15 protein-coding genes and 1 pseudogene are annotated in these 13646 nt (G+C 63.0%); 10 read left to right on the forward strand and 6 right to left on the reverse strand.

Annotation, left to right across the window (positions count from 1 at the left end; genetic code table 11):
- The 3 genes and pseudogenes from DNK59_RS31995 to DNK59_RS23490 form a co-directional block, all read left to right on the forward strand.
- Nucleotides 1-261 (forward strand): annotated as a pseudogene (locus DNK59_RS31995) (hypothetical protein); the annotation flags it as partial.
- Nucleotides 262-436: 175 nt separating this feature from the next.
- A complete protein-coding gene (gene rhtA / locus DNK59_RS23485) occupies nt 437-1324 on the forward strand; it encodes a threonine/homoserine exporter RhtA (protein WP_092312424.1) in 888 nt (295 codons plus the stop codon).
- Nucleotides 1325-1481: 157 nt separating this feature from the next.
- On the forward strand, nt 1482-1763 hold the full coding sequence (locus DNK59_RS23490; RefSeq protein ID WP_016968561.1) for a hypothetical protein: 282 nt from the start codon (nt 1482-1484) through the stop codon (nt 1761-1763).
- Nucleotides 1764-1772: 9 nt separating this feature from the next.
- Here the strand turns inward: DNK59_RS23490 and DNK59_RS23495 are convergent, their stop codons facing one another.
- Entirely contained in the window at nt 1773-2342 is a 570-nt protein-coding gene (locus DNK59_RS23495) for a TetR/AcrR family transcriptional regulator (RefSeq protein WP_110724817.1), read from the reverse strand.
- Nucleotides 2343-2434: 92 nt separating this feature from the next.
- On the opposite strand from DNK59_RS23495, the gene DNK59_RS23500 reads away from it, so the two are divergent.
- Both DNK59_RS23500 and DNK59_RS23505 read left to right on the forward strand, forming a co-directional pair.
- Complete coding sequence (locus DNK59_RS23500) at nt 2435-3175, forward strand: SDR family oxidoreductase (protein ID WP_110724818.1); 741 nt, start codon at nt 2435-2437, stop codon at nt 3173-3175.
- A gap of 34 nt (nt 3176-3209) precedes the next feature.
- On the forward strand, nt 3210-3806 hold the full coding sequence (locus tag DNK59_RS23505; protein ID WP_110724819.1) for a 2-hydroxychromene-2-carboxylate isomerase: 597 nt from the start codon (nt 3210-3212) through the stop codon (nt 3804-3806).
- A gap of 66 nt (nt 3807-3872) precedes the next feature.
- Here DNK59_RS23505 and DNK59_RS23510 read toward each other — a convergent pair whose 3' ends face one another.
- From DNK59_RS23510 to DNK59_RS23525, 4 genes are all read right to left on the reverse strand, one after another.
- Complete coding sequence (locus tag DNK59_RS23510) at nt 3873-5681, reverse strand: aminopeptidase P family protein (RefSeq protein ID WP_110724820.1); 1809 nt, start codon at nt 5679-5681, stop codon at nt 3873-3875.
- Nucleotides 5682-5736: 55 nt separating this feature from the next.
- Nucleotides 5737-6906 carry a cysteine desulfurase family protein gene (locus DNK59_RS23515; protein WP_110724821.1) on the reverse strand — a complete coding sequence of 390 codons (1170 nt, stop codon included), beginning with the start codon at nt 6904-6906 and terminating at the stop codon, nt 5737-5739.
- 211 nt (nt 6907-7117) lie between these two features.
- Complete coding sequence (locus tag DNK59_RS23520; RefSeq protein ID WP_060840329.1) at nt 7118-7732, reverse strand: LysE family translocator; 615 nt, start codon at nt 7730-7732, stop codon at nt 7118-7120.
- A gap of 103 nt (nt 7733-7835) precedes the next feature.
- Nucleotides 7836-8096 (reverse strand): hypothetical protein, encoded by a 261-nt coding sequence (locus DNK59_RS23525; RefSeq protein ID WP_092312409.1) that lies wholly within the window; start codon nt 8094-8096, stop codon nt 7836-7838.
- Between the two features lie 397 nt (nt 8097-8493).
- Between DNK59_RS23525 and msuE the strand changes: the two genes are divergently transcribed.
- The 4 genes from msuE (at nt 8494) to DNK59_RS23545 (ending at nt 12651) form a co-directional block, all read left to right on the forward strand.
- The gene (gene msuE / locus DNK59_RS23530) at nt 8494-9057 is read left to right on the forward strand and encodes an FMN reductase (protein WP_110724822.1); all 564 of its coding nucleotides are present in this window, start codon (nt 8494-8496) and stop codon (nt 9055-9057) included.
- Between the two features lie 9 nt (nt 9058-9066).
- On the forward strand, nt 9067-10206 hold the full coding sequence (gene ssuD, locus DNK59_RS23535; RefSeq protein ID WP_110724823.1) for an FMNH2-dependent alkanesulfonate monooxygenase: 1140 nt from the start codon (nt 9067-9069) through the stop codon (nt 10204-10206).
- 132 nt (nt 10207-10338) lie between these two features.
- Nucleotides 10339-11526 (forward strand): acyl-CoA dehydrogenase family protein, encoded by a 1188-nt coding sequence (locus DNK59_RS23540; RefSeq protein ID WP_110724824.1) that lies wholly within the window; start codon nt 10339-10341, stop codon nt 11524-11526.
- Nucleotides 11527-12651, forward strand: coding sequence for a sigma-54 interaction domain-containing protein (locus DNK59_RS23545; protein ID WP_371921014.1), 1125 nt, complete (start codon nt 11527-11529; stop codon nt 12649-12651).
- On the opposite strand, the gene DNK59_RS23550 is transcribed toward DNK59_RS23545, so the two are convergent.
- Complete coding sequence (locus tag DNK59_RS23550) at nt 12648-13013, reverse strand: antibiotic biosynthesis monooxygenase (RefSeq protein ID WP_110724825.1); 366 nt, start codon at nt 13011-13013, stop codon at nt 12648-12650. The genes DNK59_RS23545 and DNK59_RS23550 overlap by 4 nt on opposite strands.
- 110 nt (nt 13014-13123) lie before the next feature.
- Between DNK59_RS23550 and soxR the strand changes: the two genes are divergently transcribed.
- Nucleotides 13124-13597, forward strand: a complete 474-nt coding sequence (soxR, locus tag DNK59_RS23555) for a redox-sensitive transcriptional activator SoxR (protein WP_110724826.1) — start codon at nt 13124-13126, stop codon at nt 13595-13597.
- Nucleotides 13598-13646 lie beyond the last annotated feature (49 nt).

Below are 13646 nucleotides of genomic sequence, written 5' to 3' on the forward strand. Positions count from 1 at the left end.
ACTTCAACCACTTGCGCTTTCGATCTCTCGTTAGCGGGAGGCGAATTCTACAGCGTTACACGCTGCTGTCAACACCTCTTTTCAACCGCTTTCGACCGAGAGGATCGAATCGTTAACAAGGCGAAAAACACTGCCTTGCCAACTGCTTCTGGCTTCGATGAACTGAAGTATAACCGCTGCCGAAAACCGCGCAACTCGTTGAATTTCAAGGAGTTTTCCGTTTCGACTGCGCCGGAAGTGGGGCGAATTATAGACCTGTAGAATCTGCCGTCAACCTTTAATTTGAATTTTCTATGATTCAAACCCGCCCCCCCCTACCCACGGCCTCGTATATAGAGACGCAAAAAGACTTTGCGCACTATATTGCTCATTTCCCATTACTTGAGCATCATGCTTCCAGCGCCCGCCCCTCCCCACACTCTGGATGATCCCCTGCATGAACGACCAACCACGCAGCCTTGCCTCGACCCTATTTCCTGTGGGGCTGCTACTTATCGCCATGGCCTCGATTCAATCGGGCGCCTCATTGGCCAAGAGCATGTTCCCCATTGTCGGAGCCCAAGGCACCACCACCCTTCGCTTGATCTTCGCCAGCATCATCATGCTGCTTCTATTAAGACCCTGGCGTGCCAAGTTCACTGCCAAGACCCTACGCACTGTGGTTGTCTACGGAATGGCCCTGGGCGGCATGAATTTCCTCTTCTATATGTCCCTGAGAAGCGTGCCCCTGGGAATCGCCGTCGCTCTTGAATTCACCGGCCCACTGGCGGTGGCCATCTACGCCTCACGCAAGGCGATCGATTTTCTATGGATCGCCCTGGCCATCATCGGCCTGCTATTGCTGATTCCCACAGGCACCAGCGCAACCGCCATCGACCTGGTCGGCGCAGGCTACGCCTTGGGCGCCGGCGTCTGCTGGGCGCTGTACATTCTGTTCGGACAAAAGGCGGGAGCCGAGAACGGCATCCAGACCGCCGCCCTGGGTGTCATGATCGCCGCGCTCTTCGTCGCGCCCATAGGCATCGTCCATGCCGGCGCCGCATTACTCACCCCATCCCTGATCCCTATCGCCCTGGGCGTCGCGGTCTTGTCCACCGCCCTGCCTTACAGCCTGGAAATGGTCGCCCTGACCCGAATGCCCGCCCGCACCTTTGGCACCCTGATGAGCGTCGAGCCGGCTATCGGCGCACTGTCCGGCCTGCTGTTTCTGCACGAATACCTGTCCCTGGCGCAGTGGATGGCAATCGCCTGCATCATCCTGGCCTCTGTCGGAGCAACCATGACCATGCGACGCGAATCCAAGCCCATCGTTGCAGCCGATTAAGATTCAACTCTGGTAATTAGCGCTCAATTAGGCCATGTTTAGCCGGCTACTCAACGTCGGCCATGGAGTTGTCAGACAGGGATATCGCAAACGCAAAAACCATAGGTAATGCAGTCACACTCGGGCATCAGATCCGAGGCTAGCGATAAGGACGGGGATGAAACGATTTTTGATACTGTTGGCCGTACTTGCCATTGCAGGCTGCGCTGCGACCGCGAAAACCGAAGTCAAACGAGGCAAGAAAGGGCTCCACATCAACTGCTCCGGTCTGTCCTCTTCCTGGGACAAGTGCTACACCAAGGCGACCCAGTCCTGCGGCCCCAAAGGCTACAAGGTGATCGCCAAGTCCGGTGACACCGTGGAAGACCCGGGAGACTACCCCTTCGGCCTGAACCCAGCCGGTTATACCAGTCGCAGCATGATCGTCATCTGCAAGTAGCGTTAGCGCTCACTCTTCGGGCAACTGCTCCAGTTGCCCAATGATCTGCTCATGGCTCGACGCCAGCACCTGCTGCTGGATATCCGGGCTCACCATCATTCGTGCCACCACCAGCGCGCCAACGCACTGCGACAGAATCGACCAGGCCAGGCTCTCACTGCCCAAGGTCTGCGCCCACGCCCGATGCAGACGACAGATCCAGTCTTGCGCCTCCTGCCGCACTTCTACACTGCCCCGGGCAATCTCCGCGCCCAACGTCGGCAACGCACACCCCGCTCCTGGCTGCTGCAGATGCGCCACGCTCAAGTATTGCTTCAGGCAGCGGCGCAATTTATCCCGATTCTGCGGGCCCTCCCCTCCCAGACGCTCCAGGCTCTGGCTCAACTCGCGCTCGACGATGGAACCGAACAGCTCATCCTTGGACCCGAAGTGAGTGTAAAAAGCCCCGCCACTCAGACCAATGGCCTTCATCAACGCATCCACACCGACAGTGGAAAAACCCTCGTTCTTGGCCTGGATCGCACTGCTCTGCAACAGGCGTTCGCGGGTTTCCTGCTTATGACTGGCTGAATAACGCATGACTGAAGCACTCTCCTGCTGGCTTGACGACCGCAAAATCGTAGCATAACGTCCGTTTAGTTAACGACCGTTTACTAAAGAGCGAACCTCCCATGACTACAGCCCTGAACAACAACAAAGTGGTACTGGTGGTCGGCGCCGGCGATGCTACCGGCAGCGCCATCGCCAAGCGTTTTGCCGCGCAAGGCTTCACCGCCTGCGTTACCCGACGCAGCGCAGACAAACTGCAACCGCTGGTGGAAGCCATCCGGCAAACCGGCGGCCAGGCCCATGGCTTTGCCTGCGACGCGCGCAAGGAAGAGGACGTGGTCGCACTGATCGAACAGATCGAAACCCAGATCGGCCCCATCGAAGCATTCATCTTCAACATCGGCGCCAACGTGCCCTGCAGCATCCTTGAGGAAACCGCCCGCAAGTACTTCAAGATCTGGGAGATGGCCTGTTTCTCCGGCTTTCTCAATGCCCGCGAAGTGGCCAAGCGCATGGTGACGCGCCAACGCGGCACCATCCTGTTCACCGGCGCCACCGCCGGGGTCCGCGGCGCCGCCGGTTTCGCCGCCTTCGCCGGTGCCAAGCACGGTATCCGCGCCCTGGCCCAGAGCATGGCCCGAGAACTGGGGCCGCTGAACATCCATGTCGGCCATATCATCGTCGACGGCGCCATCGATACCGATTTCATCCGCACCAGCTTTCCCGAGAAGTACGCCCTCAAGGACCAGGACGGCATCCTCAACCCCGAACACATCGCCGAGAACTACTGGTACCTGCACAGCCAGCCCAGGGATGCCTGGACCTTCGAGCTGGACCTGCGCCCCTGGAACGAACGCTGGTAAGCCACTGCCCCACAACAATCAGAGAGTTCACGACATGAGCCAGAAAGTGGAGTTCTTCTTCGACCTTGGCAGCCCGACCAGCTACCTGGCCTACACCCAATTGCCGAACATCTGCGCCCAGACCGGCAGTCAACTGGAGTACCACCCCATGCTGCTGGGCGGAGTCTTCAAAAGCACCGGCAACGCCTCTCCCATCAGCATTCCCGCCAAGGGCCGCTACATGCTCCAGGACCTGGCGCGATTTGCCCGGCGCTATCAGGTTGAACTCAACTTCAACCCGCACTTCCCCATCAATACCCTGCTACTGATGCGTGCCGTGACCGGCGTGCAGTTGCACATGCCGGAACGCTTCGTCGAATTCATCGACTGCCTGTTTCGTGCCCTCTGGGTCGACAAACGCAACCTGAACGACGCCACCACCGTCGCCCAGGTCCTGGAGCAAGGCGGTTTCGACCCACAGCAGATCCTCGACCTGAGCAATGAAGAACAGGTCAAGGCCCGGCTCAAGGACCAGACCGACCAGGCATTGCAACGGGGTGTCTTCGGCGCCCCCAGCATGTTCGTGGGGGACCAGTTGTTCTTCGGCCAGGACCGCCTGGACTTTGTCCGGGAGGCCTTGAGCACGGGCTGAACAGCAGCGACGGACAGGGACTGCGGCCTCAACCACATTGCATGGCTGAGGCCTTCCTTCAATCCTTCAGATCGGCGCGGTGCGAAGGTTCAGCCACTCCAGCGCGGCGCCTTCCAGCAGCGGGGCAAGGCGCCGACGCACTTCATCGTGATAGCCGTTGAACCAGTCCCGCTCCTCCTGGGTGAGCAGTCCGGGTTCCAGGCAACGGCTGTCGATCGGGCACAGGGTCAGGGTTTCAAAACCGAGGAACTCACCAAACTCGGTGGTACCGACCTCGCGGTTCAACACCAGGTTCTCGATTCGTACCCCCCAACGCCCGGGACGATAGGTCCCCGGCTCGATGGAGGTGATCATCCCCGGCTGCATCGCCGTTTGCGGTGCTGGAGCCGCCTGATAGGCAATCACCTGCGGCCCTTCATGCACATTGAGGAAGTAGCCCACGCCATGCCCGGTGCCGTGTCCGTAATCCACGCCCTCGGCCCAGATCGGCGCCCGGGCGATGGCATCCAGCAACGGCGAAAGAATGCCCCGCGGAAACTGCGCCCGCGACAAGGCGATCACGCCCTTGAGCACCCGGGTGCAATCGCGCTTCTGCTCGGCGCTCGGGGTGCCGATCGGCACCATGCGGGTGATGTCGGTGGTGCCCCCCAGGTACTGACCGCCAGAGTCGATCAGCAGCAGGCCATCGCCCTCGATCACTGCATGTTCTTCAGGAGTGGCGTGGTAGTGAGGCATCGCCCCGTTGGCATTGAAGGCCGCGATGGTATTGAAGCTCAGAGACACATAGCCCGGACGCCGTTCACGAGCGGCAGTCAGGTGCTCATCAATAGTCAGTTCGGTGACTCGCTCGCGCCCCAGGGCACTCTCCAGCCAGGCAAAGAACTCACACAGCGCCGCGCCGTCCTGCTCCATGGCCCGACGAATATGCTCGGCATCCGCCGGGCTCTTGCGCGACTTGGCCAGGGTGGTGGGATTGAGCCCCTCCACCAGCTTCACCCCCGAACGCAAGTTGTTCAGCAAACCAGTGGTCACCCGCGCCGGGTCGATCTGCAACGTCGCGCCTTCAGGCACCGCGGCCAAGGCCGCCGCCACCTCCGTGTAATCCCGCAGGCTGACGCCGTCGGCCTCCAGCACCCCGCGCAACTGCGGGTCGACCTTGCTCAAGGCCACGAACAAAGTGGCCTGCTGCTGGCTGATCAGGGCGAAAGAGACAAATACCGGGTTGAACGAAACATCCGCCCCCCGCAGGTTGAACAGCCAGGCGATGTCATCGAGGGTGGCGATGAAATGCCACTGCGCGCCACGTTCGCTCAGGGTTTCGCGCAGCTTGGCCAGCTTCTCCACCCGGCTCTGCGTGGCCTGGGGCGGCAAGTGTGGATAGACCGGTTGATCCGGCAGGCCAGGACGATCGCTCCACGCCTGCTGCAGCAGATCGATGTCGGTGCGCAAGCTGGCCCCGCGCTCCTGCAACCGGCTACCCAGGGTACGGGCCGAGGCCAGCGCCATGACCGCGCCGTCCACCGCCACCACCGCGCCTGACGGGGTCTGTTCCGCCAGCCAGTCCAAAGGGCCGGGCTGACCCGGCTGCAACTTCACCAGATCAATGCCGCTGCCCTTGAGTTCCTTGCTCGCCTGTTCCCAGTAACGGCTGTCGGCCCAGAGCCCGGCGAACTGCGCCGTCACGATCAGGGTGCCCACCGAGCCGTGGAAGCCCGACAGCCACTGGCGCCCCTGCCAGTAACCCGGCAGGTACTCCGACAGATGCGGATCGGCCGAAGGCACCAGCAAGGCATGAATGCCCTCGCGGCTCATCAACTGACGCACATGCGCCAGGCGCTGGGGGACCACTCCATGGGACGTTGGCTGGGTACTCATTGTGACTCCTTAACCGGCTTAATCATTGTTATGGAAGGTCGAGATCGCTCGCCCCTCAAGACTGGGCTCCGGCCCAGAATGCCGGAGCAGTGGCGCATGACGCCTTGATCAATTGTGCAGCGCGATCCACGTCCTCTTCGCGGGTGAAGCGTCCGAGACTCAGGCGAATGGTGCGGCCGGCCTGCAACGGGTCATGCCCCAGGGCCAGCAACACATGGGACGGGGCATTGCTGGCCGAGTTGCAGGCCGAAGTCGCGGAAAACGCCAGGGACGCACTCAACGCCGCGGCGTCAAAGCCACCCTCGCTGAACGTCAGGCTCAGGGTATGGGGAATGCGCTGGGTGGCACTGCCATTCAAGCGCAGGCCGGCCACCCCCGCCAGTTGCTCCAGCAGGCGTTGGCGCAAGCGCACGATGGTGGCGGTTTCCTCGTCGAACAACTCGCCGGCCAGGGCAAAAGCCGCCCCCATGGCGGCAATCTGGTGAGTGGCCAGGGTGCCGGAACGCAAACCGCCCTCATGCCCGCCACCATGGATCTGCGCCTGCAAGCGTCGCTGCGCCCGCGCTCCGACATACAGCGCACCAATGCCCTTGGGGCCGTACACCTTGTGCGCCGAAAACGACATCAGATCCACCGGCCAGCGCTCAAGATCAATGGCCACCTTGCCCACCCCCTGAGCCGCGTCCACATGCAACAGGGCGCCATGCTCACGCACCACCTGGCCAATCGCCGGAATGTCGTTGAGGGTGCCCAATTCGTTGTTGACCAGCATCAGCGACACCACAACGGTGTCATCCCTCAGGGCCTCGCTCACCGCCTGGGCGCTGATCAACCCCTGCGCATCGGGCAGCAGGTAGGTCACCGCCACACCGCTTTCCTGCAACTGGCGAGCGGTGTCCAGTACGGCCTTGTGCTCGATCTGGCTGGTGATGATGTGCCCGCCTTCCAACCCCCGGGCCTGTAGCACGCCCTTGAGCGCCAGGTTGTTGGATTCGGTGGCGCCGGAAGTCCAGACGATCTGCTCGGGCTGGGCGCCCACCAACTGCGCCACTTGTTGCCGGGCATGCTCGACGCTGCGTCGCGCCGCCTGGCCAAAAGCATGGGAACTGGAGGCCGGGTTGCCAAAGTTGGCGTTGAACCCCAGGCACTCCAGCATCACCTGAATGACCCGCTCATCCACCGGCGTGGTAGCGGCATAGTCGAAATAAAGAGGACGTTTGTTCATGACAGAAAGACCCGCAGAGCTGGTTCCAGGATCGGCATTGGCTCAAAGAGCAGAATGCACAAACGCGCCGTACAGGGACGGCGCGTCAACAGCAGGCGCTGAGCAATAGCCGATCGGATGCAGTTAAAGAAGCACAACTTCGTCTAAAAGTGCGTAGGAACGCTCCTGGGACGCAGCTTAACAGGCTCGGGGCAACGCGTTGAAGCACCGCTCAACTGATGTTCTCCAGCACCAGCGGCGCCAGGGAAATCACCAGCAAGCCGGCCATGGCCAGATTGAACAGGCGCAGCCAGCGCGGATTGCGCAACACATTGCGCAACAGGCTGCCGCATGCCGCCCAGAGGCTCACCGTCGGCGCGTTGATCAGGGCGAAGACCGCCGCAATCACCAGCACATTGGTGAAATAGCCCTGCAAGGGGGTGTAGGTGCTGATGGCGCCCACCGCCATGACCCAGGCCTTGGGATTGACCCACTGAAAGGCCGCCGCGCCCCAATAACCCAAAGGCTGCCCCTGGCCCCGCTGATCATCGTTCATGGGCCCGGAGCGGGCGATGTTCCACGCCAGGTACAGCAGGTAGGCCGCACCGACATAACGCAGCACGCGGTACAGCACCGGATAGGCTTCGAACACCGCCCCCAGACCCAGGCCGACCGCCAGCACCAGCACGAAGAAACCACAGCTGATGCCGAGGATATGCGGGATAGAGCGGTTGAAACCGAAGTTCAGGCCCGAGGCCAGCAACATGGTGTTGTTGGGGCCGGGGGTGATGGACGTGACCAGGGCAAACAGCGCGAACGCCAACAGCAGGTCGGGAGAAAGGCTCATGGGGGCAAGGTCCTGGGCTAGATCGATCAAGCCTCGACCCTAACCCGGCACCGACCCGGAACTCACGGACAGTTGTTGAAAACTTTGACCCGTACAGTTTTTATCAACTGGCCGGTTGGTGACGACTGATATTGCGCTGGGCGCTCATCTCGCCCTGACGGTCGAACGCTGCAGGGCGCGCCAGCAGCCGAGCTTTTTCCTGCTGGTACGCATCGAACGACAGACCACGCCGGTTCAAGGCTTCCAGCGCCAGCTCGCGACTTTCCTCGGCCGTGTAAGGGCGCAATTCCGGTGCGCCCGCGCTGGCACAACCGGCCAGCACACTGGAAATCAACAGCAGCAGAACAACGGAGTAAGCCTTCATGACGTGCACCTGAAGCGGGTTGCGAACAATGAACACAGGCTACTCGCGCACCGTCAGTGGCAAAAATCATCCCGCTCGATAGTCGCTATCGACTTTTCCAGGGGCTCGGACAGCCCGTTCATATTCCATAACGGCCTATAAATATGGAAACAAGCTCTTTTGAGGAATAACAACAAGCCTTTATAACAGCGACATCCCGTTGCCCAACTGTTGTCGGAGCAACTGTTGGCCAGGCAACAGCCGATCAACAAAACAGTGCTCGAACAACAACAGCCGGCGCCGGCACAGCCCGCCAAGCCCCCGGATTACCGGGCCCTGGCCGGTTGGTACAGCTCTTGCTCCAGTGCAGGTACACCTGTCATTGCTCGTTGAGCCACTGTTTAAAAAGGAACCGATCATGTCCCGTCCCCTGAACGTCGTTGCCCTCTCCGGTGGAACCTGGCGCCCGTCCCGGACCCTGGTGCTGACCCAGGCCCTGTTGAGCGAGCTGTCCAACCACCTGCCCATCAACAGCCACCTGATCGAACTGGGCGATATCGCCCGTCCAGTGGGCGGCGCCCTGTCGCGCCAGGAACTGCCGGCCGAGGTCGAAGCCGAGCTGCAAGCCATCGAAAACGCCGACCTGCTGATCGTTGCCGCCCCGGTTTACCGCGGCTCCTATCCGGGCCTGCTCAAGCACCTGTTCGACCTGATCGATCTCAACGCCCTGATCAACACCCCGGTGCTGCTGGCCGCCACCGGTGGCAGCGAACGCCACGCCCTGGTCCTGGATCACCAACTGCGTCCGCTGTTCAGCTTCTTCCAGGCCCTGACCCTGCCGATCGGCGTCTACGCAACCGAAGCCGACTTCAGCAACTACCAGATCACCAGCGACCTGCTCAAAGCCCGCATCCAGCTGGCTGCCGAACGGGCTGCGCCGCTGTTTGGCGCGCAACCGAACAACCTGCTGAAAATCGCTTAAGGAACTGTCATGGATGTGTTCTGGTTTCTTCCGACCCACGGCGATGGCCACTTCCTCGGCACCGCCCAGGGCGCGCGCCCGGTCACCCTCAACTACCTCAAGCAAGTGGCCCAGGCCGCCGACAGCCTGGGCTATCACGGCGTGCTGATTCCCACCGGGCGCTCCTGCGAGGACTCCTGGGTCATCGCCTCGGCCCTGGTGCCCCTGACCGAACGCCTGCGCTACCTGGTGGCGATCCGTCCGGGGATCATTTCCCCCACCGTCTCGGCGCGCATGGCCGCCACCCTGGACCGGCTGTCCAACGGGCGCCTGCTGATCAATGTGGTGACCGGCGGCGACCCGGACGAAAACCGGGGCGACGGCAGCTTCCTCAGCCACAGCGAGCGCTACGAAGTCACCGACGAATTCCTGCAGATCTGGCGCCGGGTGCTGCAGGGCGAAGCCGTGGACTTCGAAGGCAAGCACCTGCACGTACAGAACGCCAAGGCGCTCTACCCGCCGGTGCAGAACCCCTCCCCGCCGCTGTACTTCGGCGGCTCCTCCGAAGCCGCCCACGAACTGGCCGCCGATCAGGTGGACGTCTACCTGACCTGGGGCGAACCACCGGCAGCCGTGGCACAGAAGCTCGCCGACGTGCGTGAACGCGCAGCCCGCAAGGGCCGCACGGTGAAGTTCGGCATCCGCCTGCACGTGATCGTGCGCGAAACCGAGGAACAAGCCTGGCAAGCCGCGGACAAGCTGATCGAACACATCAGCGACGACACCATCGCCGCCGCCCAGCAATCCTTCGCCCGCTTCGACTCCGAAGGCCAGCGGCGCATGGCCGCGCTGCACGGCGGTCGCCGCGATCAACTGCAGATCGCCCCCAACCTCTGGGCCGGGGTCGGCCTGGTGCGTGGCGGTGCCGGCACCGCCCTGGTGGGCAACCCGCAACAAGTGGCCGAACGGATCAAGGAATACGCCGACCTGGGGATCGAGAGCTTCATCTTCTCCGGCTACCCGCACCTGGAAGAGGCCTATCGCTTCGCCGAACTGGTGTTCCCGCTGTTGCCCGAACCCTATGCCAGCCTGGCCGGCCGGGGCGTGACCAACCTCACCGGACCGTTCGGCGAAATGATCGCCAACGACGTGCTGCCCAACCGCCGCTGAAATCCCCAAAGCCGTTGTAGGAGCCGGCTTGCCGGCGAAGGCGACCTTCCAGCCCTCTTCGCTGGCAAGCCAGCTCCTGCAACTCGCAGCACTTTTCCCTGGCCCGCCAGGGCCACCCACGAGGAACACCGCGTGACTGCCAAACCGCAAAGCGCCCTGTTGTCCCCCTTGCAGACCGCCCGCCAACTGGCCGCCGAGTTTGCCCTGACCGCCGTCGAACGCGACGAGCGCGGCGGCACCCCCAAGGCCGAACGCGACGCCCTGCGCCAGAGCGGCCTGTTGGCCCTGAGCATTCCCCGCCAGTTCGGCGGCCTGGGCGCGCCCTGGAGCGAAACCCTGAACATCGTCCGCGAATTCGCCAAGGTCGACAGTTCCATCGCCCATGTCTTCGGCTTCCATCACCTGATGCTGGCCACCGTGCGCCTGTTCGCCAAGCCCGAGCAATGGCAGCCCTGGTTCGAGCAGACCGCCCGCAAGAACTGGTTCTGGGGCAACGCCCTCAACCCGCTGGACACCCGCACCCTGGTCAAGAACCTCGGCGGCTGGCGCGAGTTTTCCGGGAAGAAAAGCTTCTGCTCCGGGGCCAGCGACTCGGAAATGCTCATCGCCTCGGCGGTGGATGAAAGCAACGGCGGCAAGTTGCTGATCGCCGCCATCCCCAGCGGTCGCAGTGGCATCACCCTGCACAACGACTGGAACAACATGGGCCAGCGCCAGACCGACAGCGGCAGCGCCACCTTCGAACGGGTACGGGTCGAGGAATCGGAACTGCTGCTGGACCCGGGTCCCTTGAGCACCCCCTTCGCCTGCCTGCGCCCGCTGATCGCCCAACTGACCTTCACCCACATGTTCCTCGGCATCGCCGAAGGCGCCTTCGAGGAAGCCCGGCAGTACACCCTGAGCGAAACCCGGGTCTGGCATAAGTCCAGCGCCCAGGACGTGCGCCAGGACCCTTACATCCTCAGCCACTACGGCGAGTTCTGGGTCGCCCTGGAAGGCATCCGCCTGCTGGTGGAACGGGCCGCGGCCCTGCTGGACCAGGCCTGGGCCAAGGGCCCGAACCTCAGCGCCGAAGAGCGCGGGCCCCTGGCCACGGCAATCGCCACCGCCAAGGTCGCCGCCAGCCGCCAGGGCCTGGACCTGTGCAGCCGGCTGTTCGAAGTCCCCGGTGCGCGCTCGACCCATGCCTCCCTGCGCCTGGACCGCCACTGGCGCAACCTGCGCACCCAGACCCTGCACGACCCGCTGGACTACAAGCTCCACGAGCTGGGCGACTGGGCACTGAACCAGTCCCTGCCAACCCCGACTTTCTACTCCTAGTTGCCAATTTTCCGGAGAGTGCCGATGCAGCTGCTGACCCTACCCCCCTCGCCCGCCCTGGCGACTTCGATCCGCGCCACCGCCCAGGTGTTCGAGGACCCGAAATCCCAGGCCCTGCTGGCCCACCTGCAACAGGTGGCACCGAGCGAAGCCAGCGTACTGATCATCGGTGAAACCGGGACCGGCAAAGAGCTGGTGGCACGCCATATCCACAACCTCAGCGCCCGGCGCAACCGGCCGTTCGTGGCAGTGAACTGCGGCGCGTTTTCCGAATCCCTGGTGGAAGCCGAACTGTTCGGCCATGAAAAAGGCGCCTTCACCGGCGCCCTCAGCGCCAAGGCCGGCTGGTTCGAGGAGGCCGACGGCGGCACCCTGTTCCTCGACGAGATCGGCGATTTGCCCATGGCCATCCAGGTCAAGCTGCTGCGGGTGCTGCAAGAACGGGAAGTGGTGCGCCTGGGCTCGCGCAAAAGCATCCCGATCGACGTGCGGGTGCTGGCGGCCACCAACGTCCAACTGGAAAAGGCCATCAACGCCGGGCATTTCCGCGAGGACCTGTACTACCGCCTGGACGTGGTCAGCCTGGAACTGAGCCCGCTGCGCGAGCGTCCCGGTGACATCCTGCCCCTGACCCGGCACTTCATCGAGGCCTACAGCCAGCGCCTGGGCTACGGCAGCATCAGCATCAGCAAGGAGGCCGAACACAAACTCAAGAGCTACAGCTGGCCGGGCAACATCCGCGAACTGGAAAACGTCATCCACCACACCCTGCTGATCTGCCGCAACGGCGTGATCGAACAGGGCGACCTGCGCCTGTCCCACATGCGCATCGAACGCGCCGACGACAGCCAGCCGAGCCACGACGATTCCACCGAAGCCCTGCTGGAGCGGGCCTTCCACAAGCTCTTCGAGGAACAGGCCGGCGCCCTGCACGAAAAAGTCGAGGACGCCCTGCTGCGCGCGGCCTATCGCTTCAGCCACTACAACCAGGTCCACACCGCCAACCTGCTGGGCCTGAGCCGCAACGTCACCCGCACCCGGCTGATCAAGATCGGCGAACTGGCGGTGAACAAGCGGCGTCCCGTCGATGCGCCCAACGAGCGCACCCTGCAACTGTCGATCTAGTCCGGCCAGTGGCAGTGCAAGGCATCGTCATGGCTGCGGGCAATGCTGCTGTGCACCTGGAATGAACCGAAGCTCACGGTCTTGGCCCGATGCGCCAGGATCAACTGCCAGAAATCCTGCTCGCCGCTCTCGAAGCGCCGGAAGGCCGCCTCGCCGGCCTCCCGGGATTGCCATTGCAGGTAATTGAGCACCCGCCGGCCATCGTCGCTGGCCTGCACGCTGGCATTCAAAAAGCCACCACAGCCCTGGGCCAGGCGCTCCGTTTGCTCGACCAGAGCCGATACCAGAGCCTGCTGCTGGTGGGGTTCGATCTCGAATTCGATCAATTGGGTGAAACTGCGGTTTCTCTCGAAGGCGCTCATGAACTACTCCCTACGGCGGTCGGACAGAATCTTGCGATGCAATGGGCGGCAGGGTAAAACCTCTAGTTAAGTCAAGGTCAAGCCTGTTTTTTCATTCTGGTGCCCTTTCAATGATCGAACCCGACGCCCTCCATAAAGAATTGACGGTCGGCCAGCTCTCGGCCCGCAGCGGCGTGGCCGTGACCGCGCTGCACTTCTACGAAAGCAAGGGACTGATCAAGAGCAACCGCAACGCCGGCAACCAGCGGCGCTATCCGCGCTCGGTGCTGCGTCGCGTGTCCTTGATCAAAGTGGCCCAGCGCCTGGGCATTCCCCTGGCGGAGATCGGCCAGGCCCTGGCCAGCCTGCCCGCCGACCGCGCCCCCAGCGCCGCCGACTGGCAGCGCCTGTCGGAGCAGTGGAGCCGCGAACTGGACGAACGCATCCGCCAACTGAGCCTGCTGCGCGAACGGCTGAACCAGTGCATTGGTTGCGGCTGCCTGTCGATGGAAGGTTGCCCGCTGCGCAACCAGGGAGACGTGCTGGGAGAAGCCGGCCCAGGCGCCCGCCTGCTGGCGCCCGACGCCCCCACCGACGCCCCGTAGGAGCCGGCTTGCCGGCGAAGGCGATCTGATGCCCCCCTTCGTCGGCAAG

Source organism: Pseudomonas sp. TKO26, assembly GCF_003225665.1.
GTDB classification, from domain to species: Bacteria; Pseudomonadota; Gammaproteobacteria; order Pseudomonadales; family Pseudomonadaceae; genus Aquipseudomonas; species Aquipseudomonas saponiphila.